Source organism: Aeromonas sp. R7-1, from assembly GCF_040908115.1.
In the GTDB taxonomy this organism is placed as follows: domain Bacteria; phylum Pseudomonadota; class Gammaproteobacteria; order Enterobacterales; family Aeromonadaceae; genus Aeromonas; species Aeromonas caviae.
In genome coordinates, this window is the sequence record NZ_JBFODD010000050.1 from 23,730 (window position 1) to 46,469 (window position 22,740).

Sequence of the window (22,740 nt, forward strand, 5' to 3'; positions counted from 1 at the left end):
CCATCTCGAGCGGGTCGAGAGAAGAAGCGTGCAAGGAGAGAAGATGCAGATCCAACGACATTGGCTGGTGCTGGCGGGTTTCTTCGGCCTGACGGCCACCATGCTCGGGGCCTACGGCGCTCACGGGCTGGCGGCGACCGGCATCGCCCCTTCGTTGCTGGCGGCGTTCAACACCGCCGTGCAATACCAGTTTTTCCACGCCCTGGCCCTGCTGGTGCTGGGGTTGTGCGGCGTGCGCGGCAAGGTGATCACCTTCGCGGGCGCCGTCTTTGTGCTGGGGATCCTGGGATTCTCCGGCAGTATTTACGCCATGGTGCTGCTTGGCAGCAAGGGGCTGGGGCTCATCACCCCGGCTGGTGGCCTCTGTTTTATGTTGGGATGGGCGGCTCTGATGTGGGCCGGCTGTCGTCTTGGAGGAAAGAATGAATAATCTGCTGCTTTATTGCCGCCCGGGTTTTGAGAAAGAGGCGGCGGCAGAGATCACCGAGCGTGCCGGCAACATGCAGTGCTACGGCTTTGCCCGGGTCAAGGACGACAGCGGCTATGTGATCTTCGAGTTGTATGACGAGGAGCAGGCCGATCTGCTGGCGCGCAAGTTGCCGTTCCGCGAGCTCATCTTCATTCGCCAGATGCTGGTGGTGACCCACGAGCTGAAAGATCTGGAAATAAGCGATCGAGTCTCTCCCATCCTGGAGGCGGCGAGTGGCTACGCCATCTGCGGGGATCTTCGGGTGGAGACGGCCGACACCAACGAGGCGAAGGAGCTCTCCGCCTTCTGCCGCAAGTTCACCGTGCCGCTTCGCCAGGCGCTGCGCAGCAACGAGATCCTGACCAAGAAGGAGACCCCGAACCGTCCTGTGTTCCACGCCTTCTTCCTGGCCAATGACCACCTGATGCTGGGGTACTCCTACTCCTTCAACAACTCCGCCTTCCACATGGGGATCCCGCGCCTGCGCTTCCCGGCCGATGCCCCGAGCCGCTCCAGCCTCAAGCTGGAAGAGGCGTTCTACGTCTTCGTGCCGAAGGAAGAGTGGGACTTGCGCCTGTGCTCCGGCCTGAAGGCCGTGGATCTTGGCGCCTGCCCGGGTGGCTGGACCTATCAGCTGGTGCGTCGCGGCATGATGGTGACGGCGGTGGACAACGGCATGATGGCCCAATCCCTGATGGACACAGGTCAGGTGAAGCATATCCGTGACGATGGTTTCGTGTGGCGGCCGAGCAAGAAGAATACCTACTGGCTGGTGTGCGACATGGTGGACAAGCCGGCGCGAGTGACCCACATGGTGGCCGACTGGTTCAGGGAGAACGACTGTCAGGAAGCCATGTTCAACCTCAAGCTGCCGATGAAGAAGCGCTACGCCGAGGCGGTGCACAACATCGAGGTGCTGCGCGGACTGCTGGCCGAGATCGACGGCGGTTTCATCATTCAGGCCAAACAGCTCTATCACGATCGCGAAGAGATCACGGTGCACGTCTACAACAAGTTCTGGGTCTCCAAGCTGTCCCCCAAGTCCTGAAGCAGCATCGGGAACAGGGCATGAAAAAACCGGACGGTGACGTCCGGTTTTTTTGTGTCTGGGCCATCAGAAGCGGTAGTCCAGACGCATCATGGACTCGTCGTCGGTGATCTTCAGCTCAATTTGCAGGGGAATGGTCTTGTCACTGGGGTTGAACTGCATCTTGACGCCATCCCCGCGAAGCTTGACCGAGGTGTTGATGCCGCCAGCGTTGAACTTGATCCTGGGCTTTTGCTTTTCGAAGGAGAGGCTGACGCTCTTCTCTGCCGTGAGGTTCAGCTTCTGATAGGGGGTGACCTGCCGATTGCCGTTGCTGTCGGTGGTGATATCCACCCCCAGAGAGAGCGGCTTGGGCTGTTTGAGCAGATCGTTGGTATCCAGAGTGGATTGCCAGGTCTGCTTGGCTGGCGCCTCGTGCTGGGGAGGCGGCGTCAACCAGGCATTGTCGACTGGCCTGTCTAATGCCGGGGCACTGCTGCTGACAATCAGCAAGATGAAAGTAGCACGCATGGTGGATCTCCTTATCCCTCATATCAACATAGTATTCATCTGGCGAGGGAGGTAGGGAGGCGTTGGCATAAAACAAAGGGAGCCGAAGCTCCCTTTTAAAATCATATGGTTGGATTCTATTTATAGACGGTCGATGATGGCCTGGGTGAATTCGCTGGTGGACGCTGTGCCCCCCAGGTCACGGGTCACCCTATCGCCGGACTCGATGGTCGCCCGCACGGCCTCGCGAATGCGCTCCGCCTTGTCCTGCATGCCGAGATATTCCAGCATCTGGATGGAGGCGAGGATCACCGAGGTGGGGTTGGCGATGTTCTTGCCGGCGATGTCCGGCGCAGAGCCGTGCACCGCTTCGAAGATGGCGGCCCCTTCACCGATGTTGGCGCCCGGCGCCATGCCCAGCCCCCCCACCAGACCGGCACAGAGATCCGAGAGAATGTCGCCGAACAGGTTGGTGGTGACCATCACATCGAAGCGCTCCGGGTACATCACCAGGTTCATGCAGGCGGCGTCGACGATCATCTCCTCGTTCTGGATGTCCGGGTAGCGGGCCGCGACCTGACGGGCCACTTCCAGGAACAGGCCGGAGGTGGACTTGAGGATGTTGGCCTTGTGGATGATGGTGACCTTCTTGCGTCCTTCCTGGCGCGCCAGCTCGAAGGCGAAGGTGACGATGCGCTCGGCCCCTTCCCGGGTGATGATGCTCATCGCCTCGGCGCTCTGGTTGTCATCGCTGCGCTTCTGGCCGGCACCGGAGTACATGCCTTCGGTGTTCTCGCGCACCGTGATGATGTCGATGTTGTCGTAACGGCTCTTGGTGCCCTTGAAGGAGAGGACGGGGCGCACGTTGGCGTAGAGATTGAACTTCTTGCGCAGGGAGACGTTGATGGAGGTGAAGCCGCCGCCGACCGGAGTGGTGAGCGGGCCTTTCAGGCTGACCTTGTTCTTCTCGATCAGATCGAGGGTGGCCTGGGGCAGCAGCTCGCCATGTTTTTCCAGGGCTACCAGACCGGCGTCTGCGTATTCGTAGTCGAAGTCACAACCCGCGTGGGTCAGGATCTGGATGGCGGATTCGATGATGCTGGGGCCGATGCCGTCGCCCGGGATGACGGTAATCTTTCTTTTTGACATGAGGCGTATCCACTTCTAGGGAACAGAGGGGGAGGATTCGTCGGCTTTATACCATTTTTGCACCACATCCTCCATGTTTCTTTACATTTTACCCATTTATGTCAACAGGTACGGCCTGTCTTGGGAAATGGTGTGCTGGGGATCACGCCCCGGCATCAGGGACGGGAGGGTAGCGGATCTCCCGCAGGTTGAACCCGAGCGGGATATCGTGCTGCAGCCGGACCAGGCGTTGGGCCAGCAGGGCCTCTTCCCGGTGCTGGCGCAGCTTGAGCAGGGGTCTGGTGGCCTCCTCCCGCTCACAGGCCTCCAGCATGGCAGCCAGGTCCCCGTATTGCTGCAGCAACTGGGTGGCGGTCTTGGGGCCAATGCCGGGCACCCCCTTGATGTTGGAGCCGCCGATACCGGTCAGGGCCCAGAAGTCCACAAGCTGGGTCGGTGTAACGCCGTACTGCTGCTGGACGAAGGCGGCATCCAGCCAGCGTTTGTTGAAGTAATCCCGCACCCGGATCTGCGGGCAGATGAGCTGGCAGAACCCCTTGTCGGTGGAGATGATGGTGGCGCTGGCGCCGTGCTGGGCAATGCCGCTTGCCAGGGTGGCGATGAGATCGTCCGCCTCGTCGGTCTGGGAGAGCAGGGCATCCACACCGCACTCCCAGAAGGCGTCCTGCAGGTCGGCAAGCCCTTCCCTCAGCTCATCCGGCATGGGGGTGCGGCCCTCCTTGTAGGGGGGATAGAGCGTCTTGCGCCAGCTGTGGACCTCACCGTCAAAGACCGCGATGGCGTGGGTCGGCTCGCTGGCCGCCAGGAGCTTCTTGCAGGTGTTGATGAGGTTGGCTCGGGTGGCGAGCAGGGCCTGGGCCGGGGTCAGTCCCTGCTGGCTCTGCACCGCGTGCAGTCGGCGGATGAGGTTGAGGGCATCGATGATGAGCAGGTGTGGCATGGGGCACTCCGGGCGTCGGGGGAGGCCATTGTAACAATGGTGGCGTCTCCTGCTAACCCCGTAGAAGACCAGTCAATGAAAGAGGGGCCCATGGGCCCCTCCGGTGCGGTGCATTGTGATGTCCCGACTATTTGACTATCTCGTAGCAGGGAACGTACTGGCTGCCCGGCAGCTTCATGCGCTGCTGCTTGACGAAGCTTTCCAGCAACCTGTCCATCAGGTGCATCAGCTCCTTGTCGCCGTGCAGCTTGAAGGGACCCTTCTTCTCGATGGCCCTGATGCCCCCTTCCTTGACGTTGCCTGCGACGATGCCTGAGAAGGCGCGGCGCAGGTTGGCTGCCAGCAGCTGGGGCGGCTGGTTGCGATGCAGATCCAGGCTGGCCATGCTGGCGTGATCCGGCTCGAACGGCAGCTGGAACTCGGGCTCGATCCGCAGGGACCAGTTGAAGGAGTAGGCATCTCCCACCGACTTGCGGTATTCGCGGATCTTCGGCATCGCCTCCTTCATCACGCGGGCCACCTCGGGCGCATCGCCGATGATGATCCGGTAAAGACTGGTGGCGGCTTCCCCCAGGGTTGCCTTGACGAAGTCGTCGATGGCGCGGAAGTAGTCGGCGCTCTCTTTCGGGCCGGTCAGCACGATGGGGATGGGTTGGCGATCGTTGGCCGGGTGCATCATGATGCCGAGCAGGTAGAGCAGCTCCTCGGCAGTGCCGACCCCGCCCGGGAAGATGATGATGCCGTGACCCAGACGCACGAAGGCTTCCAGCCGCTTCTCGATGTCCGGCAGGATCACCAGCTCGTTGACGATGGGGTTCGGCGGTTCGGCGGCGATGATGGAAGGCTCGGTGAGACCGATGTAACGGCCGTTGCGCACCCGCTGCTTGGCGTGGCCGACGGCGGCCCCTTTCATGGGGCCCTCCATGGCACCCGGACCGCAACCGGTACAGATGTTGAGCTCGCGCAGACCCAGCTCGCTACCCACTGCCCGGGTGTACTGGTATTCCACTTCGTTGATGGAGTGGCCGCCCCAGCAGACCACCAGGTTGGGATCGGCGCCGGGCAGGATCGCCTTGGCGTTGCGCAGGATGGCGAACACCACGTTGGAGATATGGGTGGAGCTGGTCAGGTTGACCAGACGATTGGACTCGAGCTGGGTCGACACATAGAGAATGTCCCGCAGCACGGAGAACAGGTGCTCCTGGATGCCGCGGATGATCTCGCCGTCGACGAAGGCGTGCTCGGGGGCGTTGAACAGCTCGAGCTTGACCCCGCGCTCGCGCCGGATCACGTGAATATCGAAGGATTTGAAACGTTCCAGTATCTCTTTGGAACTGTCGGTATGGCTGCCGGAGTTGAGGACCGCCAGCGAGCAGTTGCGAAACAGTTGATAGATATCGCTGGAGGCCGTCTGCTTGAGGCGATCCACCTCGAGCTGGGACAGCAGGTCCATGCTGCCCACGGGATTGATGTGTGTAATCATAATTTCCCCTTTCACTCGCTTGTTATCGTTGTGCTTTCCCTGGGGAGAAAACGGGATGCTTTGGCATCCCTCGGGTTCGATAGTAGAGGCAAGGGGGTGGGCAGGGGAATAGGGGGACTGTGCGTTTGCCGCTTTTTTAGCCGCCCCTCAAAGCGGATTCAGGCGAGATTGACCTGATCCCGGCCGGAGTGCTTGGAACTGTAGAGCGCCTTGTCGGCACGCTCGAACGCATCCGTGGTATGGTCGCCGGTCCGAAACAGGGTGGCACCGATGGAGATGGTGATCTCGACCCTGGCATCGCGAAAGCGGAACGGGATGCTCTTGATGGTCTGACGCAGGTTCTCCAGCGGCTTCTGGTACTTGTCCGGATTGATGTTTGGCAGCAGGACCACGAACTCCTCACCGCCAAAGCGGGCGATGAAGTCGGTGTCGCGCAAGGCGTTCTGCAGGGCCTTGGCAACCACCTTCAATGCCTTGTCGCCGGCCATGTGGCCGTAGTTGTCATTGATGTGCTTGAAGTGGTCGATGTCGATGATGGCCAGGCACAGGGGGGTGCCATAGCGTAGCCAGCGTTTGTATTCGAGCTCGAGCCGCTCGTCCAGGGCCGCCCGGTTGTGTACCTGGGTCAGGCTGTCGAGGAAGAGCTTGTGTTTCTGGATGGTGAGCCGCTTCTTGTACTCGGCGGTCTCGTCCTTCATCAACCTGAGCTTGGCTTCCATGTTGGAGAGGTGGGTGAGCAGGTGGCGCTCGCGGTTGGCCATCTCCTCCCGCTCCTGCTGCAGCCGGCGGATGGTGTCCAGATGCCCAGAAATGGCGCCCCTGAGTATTTGTGGCGAGTCATGGGCTGCCATGGCGCGATCGATGGCGGCGAGTTCCCGCTCCAGCGCCTGTCCGCTGAGATGGGCGGCATTTTGCAGCGCCCGCCCTTCATCCAGGGATTCGGTAAAGCTGTAATGGACCGAGGAGAGACTCTCGTTCAGGGTGCTGAGAAACGCCTGGGAGGCTTTGCGCTCTTCCCGGGTACCCTCGATGATGAGTTCGATGATCTGCAGGCAGACTTCGGCCAGCAGGGCAGGGGTGATGCCCCCGAGCAACTGGCGGCGGATGTCTGCGAGGCTCTCGCCCACGGCGCCGGCAAAGTCGAGCTCGGTGATGAGACGCTGCAACTCGTCTGAAATCTGGGCATGTGCCTTGACGTCAAAGGAGTCGGTAGGGGCCGGGCTGGAGAGCTCGGTGGGGATCTCCGCCGAAGGGGGGATCAGCGGCTTGCGCGGCAGCAGCTGGATCTTGATCGCCTGCTGGTAGAACTCCAGCAGCCGGATCACCTTCTTCTGGTGATCGCCGATGCCGTAACTCTCCGGGCTGGCGAGAAACTCCTTGAGGGCGCGGCGGGTATCTTCCGGAAACCCCTTGATGGTTTTGAGCTGTTTGCTGCCGAGATCGATGGCTGCCCGGGTCAGGCTGATGGACTCTTCCATGGTGTGGCTGTGCTGCTGCAACAGCTTCTCGATGGCGTTCAGATCGGCATCGATGGAGGTAAGAGGAGGGTTGCCTTCAAGTTTCTGCTTGAGCTTGGCGAGCCGGTTGTCGAGCTCGCGATCGTGGCCGCGACAGGCTTGCATCAGCTTGCCGATGAACTGGATACTGCGGGTGCGTTCGGCATCGGAGAAGCTCGCCATGCCGTCAAGCTCCTGCTGTTTCTGCTGGAGGGATTCCCTGAGTCTTGCCAGTTGTCCTGTTACGGCAGCCATATCATTCATTCTTCAGGTCGCCCTGTTGTCATTATCGTTTTTGTTTCGTCCAGCAACAGAAAGCCAATCAAAGACCCCGTTGAGTACCTTTTTGTCACGGATTGTCCGCAACCTTCGTCCGTGAAAGCGCAAGCCAGTTAACCCATTGCTTTTCATGAGAAGAATTTACTTTTACCAGTCCCTTGTCAATTGCCATCAAGCAGCATTGCCACACATCTCCGTTAAAAAATGCGGCCTGCTGGCAATCGATGGCAGCCAGCTCAAGCCAGACGCTCTGCTGGCATTTTTCGCTGAGCTGAATGGCTCCCGAGAGGGCCAGGTAGCAGAGATCGAACAGGCCGTGGTGATCGAGGGCCATGGCCGCCTTGGGCAGGAAGGGATGGCTGACGATGCCGAGGCTGATGCGCCTGTCCAGCGGGTGCTCGCAGGGGAAGGCTGCCAGGGTGTCGAGCAGGGTCTGGGCCAGCTGATGCAACTGGGCCACGTGGCGCTGGGGCACCACATAGAGCAGGTGGCCTTCGCGCAGGTCGTAGATGCGGCCATCTTGCGGGGTCAGTTCGTTGACGTAGCGGCCGAAGGCCTGCTCTATCTCGCGGCTGACCTGATAGCCGTGTTGCTCCAGGCTGTTGATCAGGAAGGGAACCCGGAACAGCAGGTAGTGCAGCTTGTCGTCAAATTCGCTGGTGGGGCGTTCGCTCAGGTACCAGCGCTCGGATTTCTGCTGGCGCTTGGCCATCTCCCGCGGCCAGCGGCTCATCAGTCGCTGCCAGTTGGCCAGGCCGCTGCGCGGCTCTACCAGCAGGGCTTCCCCCAGCTGTTTGGCATGAAGGCGTGCGACCCGCAGTTTCAGCCAGAGGGTGAAGAACAGATAGATGAAGAGTGCCAGCAGCAGCCCGGTGCTGACGCTGGTCCAGAGGTATCGCTCCTGCTGGTGCTGGCTGACGTCGAGTTGCTGTTCCAGCTCCTTGACCTGTTGCACACGCTCCACCTGGGCGTAGTTGTCGCGCACCGCCTCCTGCTCCAGCGCCAGCTGTTGCTGGCGAACCAGTTCGCTGCGCTGGTGGTAATTCTTGTAGCTCTCCAGGGCCTGCTGGAGGTAACCCTTCTGCTCATAGGCGACGGAGAGCAGGCGGAAGATCTCGAATTGGCGCCGGATGTCCCCAATCCGGTTGGCCAGGGTGAGAGCGTTCTCCAACTGCAGGATGGCGATGCCCGCCTCCTGCTGCTTGAGGTGCAGCTCTCCCAGCAACAGCAGGGTGTCGATGAGCGACTCCTTGTCATCCCCCAGCTCATGGGACTGGCGTGCGGCGTTCAGGTAGTTTCGCGCCAGGTTGAGGTTGCCGGTCTGCAGGTAGGTCTTGCCTATCTCGAACTTGAGATGGGCGATGCGGGTACGGTTGCTGCTCTCGTCCAGCAGGTCGAGGGCATTGAAGAAATAGACCAGCGCCATGTTCATCTCGCCCTGATCCCGGTTGAGACGGGCGAGCACGATCAGGGCGTCGCTCAGCATGGAAGGATTACCGAGAGCATGAAAATAGTTGGCCGCCTCGCTGGCGTATTGCAGCGCTTTTTGTGGCTCCTGCTCTTCCTGATAGAGGCTGACCATCTGGTTCGAGAGCAGGCCGAGGAAGAGGGGATCCTGCAGGGGCTTGGCTTGCTGTTGTGCTTCGATGTACTCCCCCAGTGCAAGCTGGGGCTGACCCAGCGCCTGATAGAGATCCCCGCCCACGGCGCTGGTCCAGGCCCTGGCCAGAGGCTGTTTGGCGTGATCCGCCCATTTGCGGGTCTCGGCCAGCTGCTGTTTGGCGAGATCGAATTGCCGCTCCTCTATGCTGGCGTTGACGCGCAGCAAGCGGCTGTAGACCTGCAACTGGCTCTCCTTGAGGTCGGGATTGGCCAGCAGTTTGTCGAGTTTGTCGAGCAGGGGGGCCGCGGCGCCATGGGTATGCTGTTGCAGGTTGCGGCTTCTAACCAGCAGATAGAGCCCATGTGCCTGCAACTCGAACTGCTGCTCTTTCTCGGCCATGGCGATGCCCTGCTCAAAGGACTCCTGTGCCGGTGCGAACTGCCCTAGCTGCTGCAGACACTCCCCCTTGAGCAGATAGGCGCCCGTGGTCTGGGTGGCGGTACCGTAGTTCAGCATCGGCTCGCGATAGCCGTACTCCTGACGGTTGCTGATGATCTGCTTGGGATTGTTGGCCGTGCGTTCGAGGAAGGAGGTGGCAATCTGGGCACATCTGGCGGGATCGGTCAGCACCAGGGTCTGGGCCTGCTGCAGGTCGATGGACAACTGCTCCTTGGCCAGATCCAGATCAGGAGCCGACAGGGAGGACATCATCATTGCCAGAAAAAACAGTTGATTCATTGGATTAAGAACGGCACGGAGGTGCAGGCATGTTATCCAAGCCCACCCCCGCCCGTCCAGAGTTTACTGAGGTGATGCGCAGCGGGCCGCAGCCCGCAGGATGGCGGCGCCGGTGATTACTGGCGAATGAGGCGCAGGTTCGCCGGAACCGGCTCCCAGTCGCTGCGGAAGGGGTTGATGTCCAGGCCGCCGCGGCGGGTGTAACGGGCATGGACGGTCAGTTGTTCCGGGGCGCAGAAGTGCTTGAGATCGGTAAAGATGCGCTCGATGCACTGCTCGTGGAACTCGTTGTGCTGGCGGAACGAGATGAGGTAGCGCAACAGCTTCTCCCGGTCGAGACGCGGGCCGCGATAGTGGATCACCACGGATCCCCAGTCCGGCTGGCTGGTCACCAGGCAGTTGGACTTGAGCAGGTGGCTGTGCAGGGTCTCCTCCACGATCTCGTGACCGGCGGCCCCTTGCAGCAGGGTCTCGTCAAACTCGTAGCCGTCCACCTCGATATCCAGGCTGTCGATGCACTCACCGGGCAACTGGGCTATCTGGTGGGGGGCCTGGTCGAGGGTGAAGAGGGTGACGCTCACCGGGGCACCAGCGCAGCCACTCAGGTCCTGAACCAGCAGCGCCTGCACCGCCTCCAGGGAGTCGCAGCGGGTCTGGTTGAAGGAGTTCAGGTAAAGCTTGAACGACTTGGACTCGATGAGATTCGGGCTGGTGGCCGGCACAAAGACCTCCCCGATGGCAACCACGGGCTTGCCTTTGGCATTGAGCCAGGAGAGTTCATACAGGGTCCAGACGTCGCACCCCTGGAAGGGCAGTTCACCTCTCAGGCCAAGATCGTCGCGGTTCAGGCTGCGTGGCACGGGCTGCAGCAGACTCGGGGTGTACTGGCTGATGTAGGCGGACTGCTGCCCCAGGCTCAGGCCTTGCAGCGCACTGGCGCCGGCGTATCTCTCTTGTTTGCTCATGCTGGTTTGCTCACGCTTGTCTGATAAGGGGTTTGATGGTGCAATGGCCCGATTTTTCGATCAGGTACTTGCGGCCATCAGAGGCCGCTATTGTGGGGAATATCGATGTCGGATCAAGTCCTGTCTGCCCTGGAGCAGTTCTTTTTACGCTGGCAGCGCGATGGCGAAGGAAGGCGGGGGCTGCCCCTGTGCGACTGGGAGGCCGACTGGCGCTCTCCTTGCGAGCTGGATGAACCCAGGGAGGGTCGAGTCGCCTGGCGTCCGTTCCAGCGGGAGCAGGCAGCCGACTTCACGGCCATGGCGAACGCCCTGGAGCTGACCCTGCATCCCAGCGCCATCGCCCTGTTTGGCCACTGGTTCAGCCGCCCTCTGTCCTGCTCTTTCAAGGGGTTGCGCATCGAACTCATCCTGCCGTGGAACGATGCCGATCTGGATCTGCTCAAGGAGAACCTCATCGGCCACCTGCTGATGCTGCGCAAGTTGAAGCGATCCCCTTCACTCTTCATTGCCACGACCCGCAACGAGATGACGCTGGTCTCCCTCGATAACGAGAGCGGCCAGGTGTGGCTGGAGTGGCTGGACTCCGGGCGGCGCCTGACGCTGGCTCCCTCGTTGCCGGCCTTTCTGGCGCGACTGGAAACCTTGCCCCAGTGATGCCCCAAAAGAGAGGGCCTTGCCCACCTGGCAAGGCCCTCTCTTTTTAATGCGCCATTGTGCGCGGTGGGCACCTACTCCTTGAAGTCCCAGGAGAGGTTGGATACCAGCCTGCAAGGCTCGCACCTGAAGTCGAAGATCTCGTGCAGGGGGGCGGCCAGCGCCCATGGGCCACCACAGCCAGGGCAGGGGCGAGCCCGCTCTTCGGCAGCGCTCAGGCCACCTACCCGGTAGAGATAGTAATAGGTGGGGATGCCGCTCAGGACCTCCAGCCGTCTGGCGAGATCGCTGCCCCGGCGATGAAGGCGGCTGCCCACCTCGCCGATTTCGTGCAGGGCGGCGTGTTCGGCGATGGAGCCGTTCATCTGCAACTGATCGCAGGCTTCCCAATCTTCCTGCCACTTGATGATCTGCTTGTGGTCACCGTTGGCAACGGCGGGCAGCCGATAGAGCGGGATGGGAGCGAAGTGGTCGCCGCAGCGCAGGGGAGAGCAACTGTGCAGGAAGCTGGTGTAGAGCAACATCCAGCTGGGGCGCTCTCCCTGCTCTGCGCACGGGTCCGTACTGTCCGAGAGCAGATCCGCCCCTTGCAGGTGGAGTTTGGGGGCGAGCAGGCCCGCCTGGTGCAGACCTTGCTCGGCAAGGGTGACCAGCTCGCTCTGGTTGTCAGGGTGCAGGCTGTCCTGCTCCGGGCAGACCACCCGGCTGACGAAATAGCCTTCGTGCATGCTGGTGGGAAACTCCCGCCCCAGGATCTGCCCCTGATAGCGCAGCATGTCGAGGTAGTGGACGATGGCCCGCTCTGCCTCCCCGAGGGAGGTATCGCGGTAGCACTCAAAGGTGAGTTCGAGGATATACATGGCGATGGGTCAATCCGGCTTCTGGTTGAGCAGCAGGTCGGTGAGGCGATCGACCTTCTGCTCCAGCCGGGCGAGCTGTTCGCTCAGTTGCTGAAGAGTGACGCTTTCCGTGGCCAAGGGGGATGCCTCGGGGGCACTGGCGGGGGCGGGCGCTGTCGCCGCGGGCTGGGGTTGTTGCTTCCACTGGCTCAACACCTTGAGCAGCTCGGCCATGGGCACGGGATGGCTGAGGCGGGCCTTGACCATGGCGGTAGAGGGGGTGATCCCCCTGGCACTGAGTTCGTTGGCTATCTGGATGATCTCTTGGGCTGACATCTTGGCTCCTGCACGGCCGTCTTGCTGCGGGTGGATAGTGGCACAGAGCTTAATCAAAGCCTGTCCATCAGGAAAGCGGAGCGAAGGGCGTGGGTGGCGAGAGGGAGGGGATTGGCGGCTCCGCGTCTACCCAACGCTGGCCGCCGGGAGTGCGGGGATCAGGTCCCCTGGCGCAGCATCACATCCAGCTGGTCGATGGCTTCCGCCCAGTCGGCGTCGTGGCTGAGGGCATCGCGCAGAAAGCCTGCCTGGGAAGGAGTCCAGAACGGCGCGTCGGGCAACTGGGTATGGCGATCGATGGGATGGTCGCGGATAAAACGCTGCTGGCTGATGTCGTCACTGGCCAGCCCCAGCTGGGCAAACAGGGCGGCCATGTCATGGGTGAGCAATTCCATGTCGGTACTCCTTGGAAGGGGGCTGTGGAAGAGTATAGCCAGCCCCCGTGCTCTCAAATCTAGGAGGGGAGACGATGGGGTGGCAGCTCGACACCGGCGACATGCAGCCCCTGCATGCAGAGCTGTCCCTGATAATGGCTCTCTCCGTCGCTGGAGAACTCGAACTGGTAGTAGGTGAGCAGGCGCAGGGGCTTGTGCCCCAGGGCGCGGTGTGTCCGCGCCAGCGACAGCAGTTGCAGGTCGTGGTGCTGGCAGTAGCGGCGCATGTATTGCCAGGCCAGCTCCGCCTGGCGGCGCTGTTGCCAGAAGGCCCAGCCAACGAGGCCGAGCAGCAAGATCCCAAGCATTTCTCCCATCAGCGGGTTCCTTCTGTGATGTGTGTGGGGCCCTGTTCACCTCAGGCAACAGGGCCGTCGTGCCGGGCCTAGGTGGCAGCGAACAGGCGACCGATGGCCAGACCCAGGGCCTCGCTGCGTTCGGGGTCACGCAGTTTTGCCAGCATATCATTGCGCAAGGCCGGTAGCGTGACGAGCTCGGCAAATACCTGGTTGAAGAACTGGGTGGGTTGCAGGGCGAGCTGCTCCAGAAACAGGCCGAGCAGTTCGGGGTGTTTCAGATCGGGCCAGAGGCGGCCAGCGATGGCGAGGAGCAGGGAGGGGCTTGGCCGGGTTTGCAGCAGGGTCAGCAGCTTGTTGGTGCGCAGTCCGTTGCCCGGGCAGGAGGCCAGTGCCCGGCACAGATAGGCCAGGGTTTCGGGGTCAGGCTCGGCGCACTCCTGCTCCTTGCCGATGCGCTCCAGCAATGCGCCTTGCAGGGCAGGAGGCAGGGGGGCGTTCTCCAGGCTCTGGCACAGGGCGTAAAGAGGGGCCTGCGGCAGCATGGGCAAGGCCTTGCAGACCAGTGCCAGGTTGCGTTCAACCTGCAGCCGCTCAGCGAGATCTGCAAACCCTTGCAGTCCCAGGGCCTGCCACCCCTCTTCCCCCGGCGCCGCCAGATAGTGGCAGAGGGCCTCGTAGTAAGCGGAAGGGGCTTGTTCCAGCTGGCGGGCCAGCTTGGCGTGCACACTGGCCATCTTGGGTTCGGCCGGACGGAAGGTGTAGGGGTTGTCCGCCAGACGCTGGGCCTTCTCTTCGTCCAGTTCACCGGTGAGCTTGTAGCCCAGAGTCTCTACCACCTGATCCATGAAATGCTTGGGGCCGCTGGAGATGAGCAGGCCACGTTCATCGAGGGCGAACTTGAGGAACCAGAGGTAGTGCCTGGATTCGGTCGGCTGGAAGAAGTGCACGCCGAGCCAGGCGTGCTGCTGCAACGGCCAGGGGTAGGGCTCCTGCTGCTGCTCGATGCGCACGAAGAGGTCGCTGGGGAGCGGGCGCACCTGGCGGCCCAGATCGAACAGCTGGAACTGGGTATCGGCCTGGGTCAGAAACTCGGTCAGGGTGTTGATGGAAGACATGAAGAGATCCCGCTTGAAGATAATGCGGGCGATTATAAGGGGGCTGCACCAGATAGCCAGAGGCGGTGATGCAGGGTATGAAGGTGACGGCAACATGGCAGCCATTGCGGGGTCGGTGTATAGTAGCGCCCCTTTTTGATGGCCGTATTGAGTGGGGCCCCGTCGCAGACCGGGCCCGCGATGAGGAAGTGAGCGAGATGAATCAATATCTGCTGGTTGCCGGTCTGCTGGGAGAGCTGACTGCCGAGTTGCAACGTCTGGAACGCTGGCAAGCCGACCATCCGGGGAGCGAGGCGCTGGCAAGCGAGCTGCCGTTCTGTGTCGATACCCTGAGTTTCGATCAATGGCTGCAGTTCGTGCTGATCCCGCGCATGGAGCAGCTGGTGCTGCTGCAGGCTCCGCTGCCGACCAGCGTCTCCCTCTATCCCATGGCGAGTGAGGTCTATAAAGAGGAGCTGGCGGAGGTCGAGGCCCTGCTTCGTCTGATCGCCCGTTTCGATCTGCTGCTCTCCGGCAAAGTGGTCGAACAATGATGGACGAGCAGACCCGGACAGCGGATGCCTTGCAGCCGACACTGCTTTATCAGGATGACTGGCTGGTGGCGGTGAACAAACCGTCCGGTCTCCTGGTGCACCGCAGTTGGCTCGACAAGGCCGAGACCCGTTTCGCCATGCAGATGACCCGGGATCTGATCGGGGGTCGTCATGTCTACCCCGTGCACCGACTGGACAGGCCCACTTCGGGTGTGCTGCTGTTTGCTCTCGATCCTGCCGTGGCCCGCACCCTGACCGAGGCCTTTGCTGCCCGTCAGGTCCACAAGGAGTACCTGGCACTGGTGCGGGGATGGGCCCCCGAAGAGGGGCTCATCGACTATCCGCTCAAGGAGCAGCTGGACAAGATTGCCGATGCCTTCAGCGACCCGGATCGCCCCGCCCAGGAGGCGGTGACCGCGTTTCGTCGTCTGCATCAGGTCGAGTTGCCCTTCGCCGTCTCCAAGAAGCATCCCACCAGTCGCTACAGCCTGGTCCGCCTCTTTCCCAAGACGGGGCGCAAGCACCAGCTGCGCCGCCATCTGGATCACCTGTTCCACCCCATCGTTGGTGATACCACCCACGGGGATGGCCGGCACAACCGCTTCTTTCGCGAGCATTACGGGTGCGACCGCCTGCTGCTGATCGCGCACCGTCTGAGCTTCGAGCATCCGGTGCTCAAGGTGCCGATGCGGATCCAGGCGCCCCTGGGCCCCGAGGTGCTGGGTCTGTTCGCCCGTCTGGGCTGGCCTGCCAGCGAGCAAGACTACGGCGCCTGAGCCTCTTTCCATCTGTTGCCTCTGACCGGGCTGTGGCATGCTGTAGCCCAGGTACGTCAGAGGAATGACTTATGGCTCAACGAGATATCGCCTGCGCAATCGCGTGCCCCCCGCCCGTTCAGGGGGGCTCTTCCTACCCATCCCGGTCTTGCCGGGCCCATTGTCTGTCCCTGAGGAGTCGCTGATGGCCGAGATCGACATCCTGGTCGGCACCGTCTACGGCTCTGCCATGCTGGTGGCCGAGACCCTCTCTGATCACCTGCAAGCCAATGGCCATGTCTGCCAGATCTTCGATGACGCGGCGCTGACCGACATCGATGCCTCCCGCTTTCTGCTCATCGTGACCGCCACCACGGGGCAGGGGGATATTCCGCCCAATCTGCAACCTTTCGCCACGGCGCTGGCCGATCGTGCTCCTTATATGAAGGGATGGCGCTATGCCCTCATCGCCATGGGGGACAGCAGCTATGAACATTTCTGCGGGGCAGGGCGCCGGCTCGATGAACTGCTGCAGGAGCTGGCTGCCGAGCCACTGGTTGTGCGCCTGGAAATCGATGCGACGGTAGAAGATGAGCCTGAAGTGGCAGCGCTGGCCTGGTTGAAAACCTGGGAAAATAGACTGTAGCCAGACCCTTCTCCCCGAGAATAAATTCACCTCCGTGAGTGTGCTGACGGGGGTGTTTTATTTTTGGGGCGTCACGCCTCAGCCCCCAAATATATCCTCTCTTTCGTCCGGTTATTTTTCTCGCCAATGATGATAACCGGTTGGCCATATTCATCATCACCCACGACAAATTGAAAAATTAAAAGTTCCGCATTGAAAGCGATTTCAGTCATGTTTTTGCTACTGCGACACGGATTTATCACTTAACTCTCGTCGCGAATTAATATTTGAAAGCGCTTTCTTTGGTGTTGTTGCTCCTCTTTTTGTTGTTCATGGGGTTTTAATGCCATAAAGTGAAAATTTATTGGGTTGTTGTTGCTGCGGTTGCGGGTGGCGTGCGATTTGTCATCGTTTTGTGAATCAGCTCATGTTTGCAGGGAATTTGGGTACATATAATCGACCTCGGTTATCACCAAAACGTTTTTCCGGTGATAAGAACTTGAATATCAGGATCACACTCCTCTCAGCGGGAATAAGGAAAATGAAAATGAAAGCAAAGTGGCTCCCGATCGCTGCAGCAGTAACCGCAGCCCTGGCTTCCCAAGCCGCCTTCGCCGTTGATTTCCACGGCTACTTCCGTTCAGGTGTCGGTGTTTCCGGTGACGGGGACATGGTCAAATACAACGTCAACAAGGTTGGTCGTCTGGGTAACGAAAATGATACCTACGGCGAAGTTCAGCTGGGTCAGGAAGTCTTCAACAAAGATGGCAAGACTTTCTACGTAGACTCCATGTTCGCCATGGCGTCCAACGGCTCCAACGACTGGGAAGGTACCGGCACCGTCTGTAACTTCGATGCCAAGCAGTGCAACGGCGATTCCGACTTCGCCCTGCGTCAGTTCAACGTGCAAGCCAAGGGGCTGCTGGGCTTCGCGCCGGAAGCCACCCTGTGGGCCGGTAAGCGTTACTACCAACGTCACGACATCCACATCTCTGACTTCTACTACTGGAACATCTCCGGTGCCGGCGCCGGTATCGAAGGCATCCAGGCTGGTCCTGGCAAGCTCTCCCTGGCCTGGGTCCGCAACGACCGCAGCGCGGGTGATGTCTTCGGTCAGTACACCCAGACCGGTGTAGATGGCAACGGCGATCCGGTTTACCAGAAGAACGAAGATCTGAACGTCAACACCCTGGACGTGCGTTATGCCGGCATCCCGCTGTGGCAGGACGGTTCTCTGGAAGTGGGCGCCATGTATGCCCTGGTCAATGAGACAGACGCCCAGAAAGATCTGAAGAACGACAACATGAAGAACGGCGTCATGCTGACTGCCGAACTGACCCAAGGCATCTTCGGTGGCTTCAACAAGACCGTGCTGCAGTACGGTACCGAAGGCTACTCCAAGACCATGGCCTTCTACGGTGACGGCTCCTGGTACGGTGCCGAAGCCAAAGCCGGTGCCGATGGCTACCGTATTATCAACTGGGGCGTCATCCCGATGGGCAACTCCTGGGAGATGGGTCACCAGCTGGTCTACGGAGTAGGCAACGAGATGTGGAACGGCAACGACAAGTACGAAACCATGTCTGTCGTCGCTCGCCCGATGTACAAGTGGGATGACTTCAACAAGACCATCTTCGAAGGCGGCTACTTCCAGGACAAGAACAAGTCCACTTCCGGTACCACCGACAAAGATGGCGCTTACAAGCTGACCCTGGCTCAGGCCTGGTCTGCCGGCTCCAGCTTCTGGGCCCGTCCGGAAATCCGCGTGTTCGCCACCTACCTGAAGAACACCGAAGACCAGAACGCCTTTGAAGGCAACACCTCCAAAGACACCTATCAGGTTGGCGTACAAGCAGAAGCCTGGTGGTAAGCAATATCTTCAGTTAAGTTAGTCACTGCCCCCTTATGGGGGCAGTTTTGTTTCGCATGATGTGGCAACCGGGTTATGGAGATAAGAAGAATGAAACTGGTAAAGATGTCTATCGCGGCCATGGTTACCGCGCTGCTGGCCGGTTGTTCCGGTAGCATGGTGGTGCCCGTGCAGGAGCACGCCTCCATTCTGAGTAATGCCGATCAGGCCAAGCAGGCGCTCTCCCAGGCAACCAGTTGTTGCACAGGGTTCAACGAATTCAATTATGTCTCCCTGCCGGAAGGCGAGACGCTGCTGGCCATCGACGGCAAGCAGCCCAGTTATCAGTTTGACGAGGGCATGAGCTATTTTGCCGCTTATCGTCTGCCGGCCAATACCGGCAATCTGGCCATCACCCTGGCCTCCCAGGTCAGCAAGACGGTCCTGGTTCCCAAGGTGATCATGCTGGATGCCCAGTTCAAGGTGACTCGCGTGCTGGGTGAGTCGGTCTTTGCCTATCAACCAGCCCACCTGCTCGACAACGACAGGATTGAGGGGCGTGTGTTCGTGGACCGCAGCATGCCGGGCAATCCCGCCACTGAAACCTATATGGTGGTCTATGCGCCGGCCAACGAGACGGCGGGCAGCACCACCATCTTGCACCCCGCGAAGGCCTTTGCCCGTGCCAACGGCACGGTCGAGCCGGATATCAAGGACCCCGTGATCCCGCATTCGCCCTGGGGTCTGGTACAGATAAAGGTCACGGACATGGCCAAGGGACAAGGCCTGGAAGCCGTGTTCAAGCCTGAATACGCCGACAAAGTGGCGATGAGCCAGGCCAAGCCTGCTACCACTGCCGTGGCTGCGACGGCGGCCACCACGGCAGCCGTTGCCGCAGCGCCGAGCAAACCGGCTCCCGCCATGCTGAGCGAGACCGAGAGCTTCTACAACGCCCAGATCGAGAAAGCGGTGAAGGCCGGTGACATCGACAAGGCGATGCAACTCGTGAATGAAGCCGAGCGTGCCGGTTCAACCAAGGCGAAATCGGTCTTTATTGATGCAGTGAAACGTTCACAGAAGAACTAAATATCTCGGTTTATTAAAATCGATATTTATTGGAGGCCTCCCTTGTTGGAGGCCTTTTTAATCGGTAGACTGGATAATATAAATCCGCAATAAGTTACATTTGGTTACAGTGAGTATCGTTGGGTATTATTTGGTTTCTTTGTGATTTATTTTGAAATGGTTTATTTCTTTTTGCGGTGAAGCTATAACAATACGAAATAATATTCAAGACAGTCCCCTCTCTGCTTATTTATTATCTTGTGATCTCTCCTCCAAATTTATTATTCCCTTGTTTCCGACAGAGGCATTTCCACCCCCGCTGGGTTATATTCTGCTGGTCAAAATAAGCAACCCGGAAAACGCATTTGGCGCAGTGACGGATGAAGCACATCGTCATCAATAAACTGCCCTGAGTCGTTGTCGGAAAAAAATCCATTCAGGAGCGCACACATGTTAAAAAATGCTTTCTCTAATCTGCAAAAGGTCGGTAAGGCGCTGATGCTGCCCGTATCGGTCTTGCCCGTTGCAGGTATTCTGCTGGGGGTGGGGGCTGCCCACTTCAGCTGGTTGCCGGAAATCGTCTCCCAACTGATGGAGCAGGCCGGTGGTTCCGTATTCGGCCAGATGGCTCTGCTGTTCGCCGTGGGCGTCGCCCTTGGCTTCACCAATAACGACGGTGTGTCCGGCCTGTCCGCCATCGTCGGCTACGGCATCATGACCGCAACCCTGACTGTGATGGCGCCTGTGATGGGTGTCGAGAAGATCGATACCGGTGTGCTGGGTGGTATCCTCGCCGGTGGCGTGGCTGCCTGGGCGTTCAACCGCTTCTACAAGATCCAGCTGCCAGAGTACCTTGGCTTCTTCGCTGGCAAGCGTGCCGTGCCCATCATCACCGGTTTTGTTTCCATCGGTCTGGGTGTCGTGCTCTCCTTCATCTGGCCGCCGATTGGTGGTGCCATCGGTGCCTTCTCCGACTGGGCTGCCAACCAGAACCCGGTCCTGGCCTTCGGTATCTACGGCGTGGTTGAGCGCTCCCTGATCCCGTTCGGTCTGCACCACATCTGGAACGTGCCGTTCTTCTATCAGGCTGGTACCTGCGTCAACGCCGCCGGTGAAACCGTACACGGCATCATGACCTGCTTCCTGACTGCTGATGACGCTTCCCGTGCTGCCGGCAACGGCTTCGGTCAGCTGGCGGGTGGCTACCTGTTCAAGATGTTCGGTCTGCCTGCTGCTGCATTCGCCATTGCGCACTCCGCCAAGCCGGAAAACCGCGCCAAGATCGTAGGTATCATGGCTTCTGCTGCCCTGACCTCCTTCCTGACCGGTATCACCGAGCCTATCGAATTCTCCTTCCTGTTCGTGGCCCCGGTACTGTACGCCATCCACGCTCTGCTGGCCGGTCTGGCATACGTGCTGACCAACATGCTGGGTGTCGTTCACGGTCACACCTTCTCCAACGGCTTCATCGACTTCGTGGTGCAATCTCCGCGTGCCGACAACATGCTGCTGCTGGTGGGTCTGGGTCTGGTCTACGCAGTCATCTACTACGTGGTCTTCACCGTGGTCATCCGTGCCATGAACCTGAAAACCCCGGGTCGTGAAGACGAAGCTGCCCAAGAGTCCTCTGCCGGTCAAAGCAAGGACGAGATGTCTGCTGCACTGGTCTCCGCCTTCGGTGGCAAAGAGAACATCGCCTCTCTGGACGCCTGCATCACCCGTCTGCGTGTCGGTGTGAAGGATGTGGCCAAGGTTGACCAGGCTGGTCTGAAGAAGCTGGGCGCCGCCGGTGTGGTGGTGGCGGGTTCCGGTGTACAAGCCATCTTCGGCACCAAGTCCGACAACCTGAAAACTGAAATGGACATCTGGATGAAGAGCAACTGATTGTCGCTCCAATATCCGAGTTCCGAAAAGGGAGGCGCAAGCCTCCCTTTTTGCTGGGTTGCGTTTGGTGGCGGGACATGTGCGGGGGCTTTCCTGGCGGCGCCAGCATGGTGTGACCCAATGAAAAAGGCGCCCCTGGGCGCCTTTGCTGCATCAGACCGGCTTAAAGCTTTTCGAGATCCCGTTCTATCTCGCTGATCTTGTTCTGCACCACTTTTTCCAGATGACGCAAGTCGCGCAGTATTTTCTGCTTGATGTCCGGATCGGCGGAAGGCTGGCCGCCCTGGGTCAGATTGTCCAGCTCATCCACCACGTATTTGAGGTTGGCGTTGATCTCGGTGACATCTTTGTACTCATGGGTCCCCGAGTCGACCAGCATGGTCTTGCGCTGGCGAGGGTATTTGAATTTGACGCTCTTGGCGAAGAATTCACCTTTCTGCTTCTTGAAATAGATCTTGAGGATGTCGTGGTTGGCTTCCTGGCGCAGGGTGTAGCTGTCCACCGAGGTGGGTTCCTGGATCCCCAGGCTCTTGAGATTCTCGTACATCGGGCTTCCTTGGTTTGAAACGATCCTGACCCCTCTATCTTACCCGAGTCCGGACGCCTTGCCTGTGACAGGCGCGCCAAATTCAAATTGGTGTCAAAAAGGTCTTTTTTAATCAATGAGCCAAGGGGAGGGGTGAACGCCTTGTCAGCACTGCCATAAGCGGTATCGTCTCATGGGAGGGCAGTGATGGTGGGGCAGGGGAGTTGGCGCCCGCCCATGAGAGCGGGCATGAAAAAGGGCACCAGAGGTGCCCTTGATGACTCGGCGTGGATTACTCGTCGATGGAGCGCAGCAGGGCGTTGATGCCGACCTTGGCGCGGGTCTTGGCATCCACCTTCTTGACGATGACGGCGGCGTAGAGGCTGTATTTGCCACACTTGGAGGGCAGGGAGCCGGAAACGACCACGGAGCCGGCCGGGACGCGGCCGTAGTGGATTTCGCCGGTTTCGCGGTCATAGATGCGGGTGGACTGGCCGATGAAGACCCCCATGGAGATGACGGAGCCCTCCTCGACGATCACCCCTTCCACCACTTCGGAACGGGCACCGATGAAGCAGTTGTCTTCGATGATGGTCGGGTTGGCCTGCAGTGGCTCCAGTACGCCGCCGATGCCGACGCCGCCGGAGAGGTGCACGTTCTTGCCGATCTGGGCGCAGGAGCCCACGGTGGCCCAGGTGTCGACCATGGTGCCTTCATCGACGAAGGCGCCGATGTTGACGTAGGAGGGCATCAGCACTGTGTTCGGGGCGATGAAGGAGCCTTTGCGCGCAGTCGCGGGCGGCACGACGCGTACACCGGCAGCCTTGAACTGCTCTTCGGTGTAGTTGGAGAACTTCAGGGGAACCTTGTCGTAGTACTGGGCATCGTCGCCCTTGATGATGCCGTTGTCGTTGATGCGGAAGGAGAGCAGCACGGCCTTCTTCAGCCACTGGTGGACGACCCACTCGCCGGCAATCTTCTCGGCAACCCGGGCTTTGCCGGAGTCCAGCAGGTCGATGGCTTCCAGAATGGCGGCCTTGGTGGCGGCATCGACGGAGCCGGGGGTGATGGAGTCACGGCGCTCGAAGGCCGCTTCGATGGTCTGTTGCAACTGGGTCATGACAGGTTTCCTTTATAAAATTCTGTTTGTTGTATCACACTTTTCCA

At 60.1% G+C, this 22,740-nt stretch carries 24 protein-coding genes; 9 read left to right on the top strand and 15 right to left on the bottom strand.

Annotation, left to right across the window (positions count from 1 at the left end; all coding sequences use genetic code 11):
* The first annotated feature begins 43 nt into the window (after window positions 1-43).
* Both AB5Y51_RS13805 and rlmM read left to right on the top strand, forming a co-directional pair.
* Window positions 44-430: a DUF423 domain-containing protein gene (locus AB5Y51_RS13805; protein WP_010673377.1), complete on the top strand. Its 387-nt coding sequence runs from the start codon at window positions 44-46 to the stop codon at window positions 428-430.
* Window positions 423-1,517 (top strand): 23S rRNA (cytidine(2498)-2'-O)-methyltransferase RlmM, encoded by a 1,095-nt coding sequence (gene rlmM, locus AB5Y51_RS13810; protein WP_010673378.1) that lies wholly within the window; start codon window positions 423-425, stop codon window positions 1,515-1,517. The genes AB5Y51_RS13805 and rlmM overlap by 8 nt, the downstream gene beginning before the upstream one ends.
* Before the next feature lie 66 nt (window positions 1,518-1,583).
* Here the strand turns inward: rlmM and AB5Y51_RS13815 are convergent, their stop codons facing one another.
* The 7 genes from AB5Y51_RS13815 to queF all read right to left on the bottom strand — a co-directional run bounded on the left by AB5Y51_RS13815 (window position 1,584) and on the right by queF (window position 10,659).
* Window positions 1,584-2,027 (bottom strand): hypothetical protein, encoded by a 444-nt coding sequence (locus AB5Y51_RS13815; RefSeq protein ID WP_103260657.1) that lies wholly within the window; start codon window positions 2,025-2,027, stop codon window positions 1,584-1,586.
* Window positions 2,028-2,147: 120 nt separating this feature from the next.
* A complete protein-coding gene (locus tag AB5Y51_RS13820) occupies window positions 2,148-3,155 on the bottom strand; it encodes an isocitrate dehydrogenase (RefSeq protein ID WP_010673380.1) in 1,008 nt (335 codons plus the stop codon).
* A 142-nt stretch (window positions 3,156-3,297) separates the two neighbouring features.
* Entirely contained in the window at window positions 3,298-4,095 is a 798-nt protein-coding gene (xni, locus tag AB5Y51_RS13825; protein WP_042015872.1) for a flap endonuclease Xni, read from the bottom strand.
* Window positions 4,096-4,222: 127 nt separating this feature from the next.
* On the bottom strand, window positions 4,223-5,578 hold the full coding sequence (gene ppnN, locus AB5Y51_RS13830; RefSeq protein WP_010673382.1) for a nucleotide 5'-monophosphate nucleosidase PpnN: 1,356 nt from the start codon (window positions 5,576-5,578) through the stop codon (window positions 4,223-4,225).
* A gap of 158 nt (window positions 5,579-5,736) precedes the next feature.
* Window positions 5,737-7,338: a diguanylate cyclase gene (locus AB5Y51_RS13835; RefSeq protein WP_042015871.1), complete on the bottom strand. Its 1,602-nt coding sequence runs from the start codon at window positions 7,336-7,338 to the stop codon at window positions 5,737-5,739.
* 85 nt (window positions 7,339-7,423) lie between these two features.
* Window positions 7,424-9,694, bottom strand: a complete 2,271-nt coding sequence (locus AB5Y51_RS13840) for a hypothetical protein (RefSeq protein ID WP_221435978.1) — start codon at window positions 9,692-9,694, stop codon at window positions 7,424-7,426.
* A gap of 116 nt (window positions 9,695-9,810) precedes the next feature.
* On the bottom strand, window positions 9,811-10,659 hold the full coding sequence (gene queF / locus AB5Y51_RS13845; RefSeq protein ID WP_052816320.1) for an NADPH-dependent 7-cyano-7-deazaguanine reductase QueF: 849 nt from the start codon (window positions 10,657-10,659) through the stop codon (window positions 9,811-9,813).
* Window positions 10,660-10,764: 105 nt separating this feature from the next.
* Between queF and syd the strand changes: the two genes are divergently transcribed.
* A complete protein-coding gene (gene syd / locus AB5Y51_RS13850; protein ID WP_069785577.1) occupies window positions 10,765-11,313 on the top strand; it encodes a SecY-interacting protein in 549 nt (182 codons plus the stop codon).
* Window positions 11,314-11,387: 74 nt separating this feature from the next.
* On the opposite strand, the gene AB5Y51_RS13855 is transcribed toward syd, so the two are convergent.
* The 5 genes from AB5Y51_RS13855 to AB5Y51_RS13875 form a co-directional block, all read right to left on the bottom strand.
* Entirely contained in the window at window positions 11,388-12,173 is a 786-nt protein-coding gene (locus tag AB5Y51_RS13855; RefSeq protein WP_323923435.1) for a Zn-ribbon-containing protein, read from the bottom strand.
* A 9-nt stretch (window positions 12,174-12,182) separates the two neighbouring features.
* Complete coding sequence (locus AB5Y51_RS13860) at window positions 12,183-12,488, bottom strand: DNA-binding protein (RefSeq protein ID WP_010673388.1); 306 nt, start codon at window positions 12,486-12,488, stop codon at window positions 12,183-12,185.
* A gap of 158 nt (window positions 12,489-12,646) precedes the next feature.
* Window positions 12,647-12,883 (bottom strand): DUF2789 domain-containing protein, encoded by a 237-nt coding sequence (locus AB5Y51_RS13865; RefSeq protein ID WP_039039420.1) that lies wholly within the window; start codon window positions 12,881-12,883, stop codon window positions 12,647-12,649.
* Between the two features lie 59 nt (window positions 12,884-12,942).
* The gene (locus AB5Y51_RS13870) at window positions 12,943-13,239 is read right to left on the bottom strand and encodes a DUF3301 domain-containing protein (RefSeq protein WP_039039421.1); all 297 of its coding nucleotides are present in this window, start codon (window positions 13,237-13,239) and stop codon (window positions 12,943-12,945) included.
* Between the two features lie 68 nt (window positions 13,240-13,307).
* Entirely contained in the window at window positions 13,308-14,336 is a 1,029-nt protein-coding gene (locus AB5Y51_RS13875; RefSeq protein WP_368178601.1) for a DUF3549 family protein, read from the bottom strand.
* A 197-nt stretch (window positions 14,337-14,533) separates the two neighbouring features.
* Between AB5Y51_RS13875 and AB5Y51_RS13880 the strand changes: the two genes are divergently transcribed.
* The 3 genes from AB5Y51_RS13880 to AB5Y51_RS13890 all read left to right on the top strand — a co-directional run bounded on the left by AB5Y51_RS13880 (window position 14,534) and on the right by AB5Y51_RS13890 (window position 16,270).
* The gene (locus AB5Y51_RS13880; protein WP_010673392.1) at window positions 14,534-14,869 is read left to right on the top strand and encodes a YqcC family protein; all 336 of its coding nucleotides are present in this window, start codon (window positions 14,534-14,536) and stop codon (window positions 14,867-14,869) included.
* On the top strand, window positions 14,866-15,645 hold the full coding sequence (gene truC / locus AB5Y51_RS13885) for a tRNA pseudouridine(65) synthase TruC (protein WP_010673393.1): 780 nt from the start codon (window positions 14,866-14,868) through the stop codon (window positions 15,643-15,645). The genes AB5Y51_RS13880 and truC overlap by 4 nt, the downstream gene beginning before the upstream one ends.
* 184 nt (window positions 15,646-15,829) lie before the next feature.
* Window positions 15,830-16,270: a flavodoxin gene (locus AB5Y51_RS13890; protein ID WP_368178602.1), complete on the top strand. Its 441-nt coding sequence runs from the start codon at window positions 15,830-15,832 to the stop codon at window positions 16,268-16,270.
* Window positions 16,271-16,341: 71 nt separating this feature from the next.
* On the opposite strand, the gene AB5Y51_RS13895 is transcribed toward AB5Y51_RS13890, so the two are convergent.
* On the bottom strand, window positions 16,342-16,482 hold the full coding sequence (locus AB5Y51_RS13895) for a hypothetical protein (protein WP_010673395.1): 141 nt from the start codon (window positions 16,480-16,482) through the stop codon (window positions 16,342-16,344).
* Between the two features lie 314 nt (window positions 16,483-16,796).
* On the opposite strand from AB5Y51_RS13895, the gene AB5Y51_RS13900 reads away from it, so the two are divergent.
* The 3 genes from AB5Y51_RS13900 to ptsG all read left to right on the top strand — a co-directional run bounded on the left by AB5Y51_RS13900 (window position 16,797) and on the right by ptsG (window position 21,047).
* A complete protein-coding gene (locus AB5Y51_RS13900) occupies window positions 16,797-18,119 on the top strand; it encodes a maltoporin (RefSeq protein ID WP_041214686.1) in 1,323 nt (440 codons plus the stop codon).
* A gap of 90 nt (window positions 18,120-18,209) precedes the next feature.
* Entirely contained in the window at window positions 18,210-19,184 is a 975-nt protein-coding gene (locus AB5Y51_RS13905; RefSeq protein WP_042015533.1) for a MalM family protein, read from the top strand.
* Window positions 19,185-19,613: 429 nt separating this feature from the next.
* Entirely contained in the window at window positions 19,614-21,047 is a 1,434-nt protein-coding gene (ptsG, locus tag AB5Y51_RS13910; RefSeq protein ID WP_010673398.1) for a PTS glucose transporter subunit IIBC, read from the top strand.
* Between the two features lie 163 nt (window positions 21,048-21,210).
* Here the strand turns inward: ptsG and AB5Y51_RS13915 are convergent, their stop codons facing one another.
* Window positions 21,211-21,594: a DUF3461 family protein gene (locus tag AB5Y51_RS13915; protein ID WP_039039426.1), complete on the bottom strand. Its 384-nt coding sequence runs from the start codon at window positions 21,592-21,594 to the stop codon at window positions 21,211-21,213.
* A gap of 271 nt (window positions 21,595-21,865) precedes the next feature.
* Entirely contained in the window at window positions 21,866-22,693 is an 828-nt protein-coding gene (gene dapD, locus AB5Y51_RS13920) for a 2,3,4,5-tetrahydropyridine-2,6-dicarboxylate N-succinyltransferase (RefSeq protein WP_010673400.1), read from the bottom strand.
* Window positions 22,694-22,740: the final 47 nt, after the last annotated feature.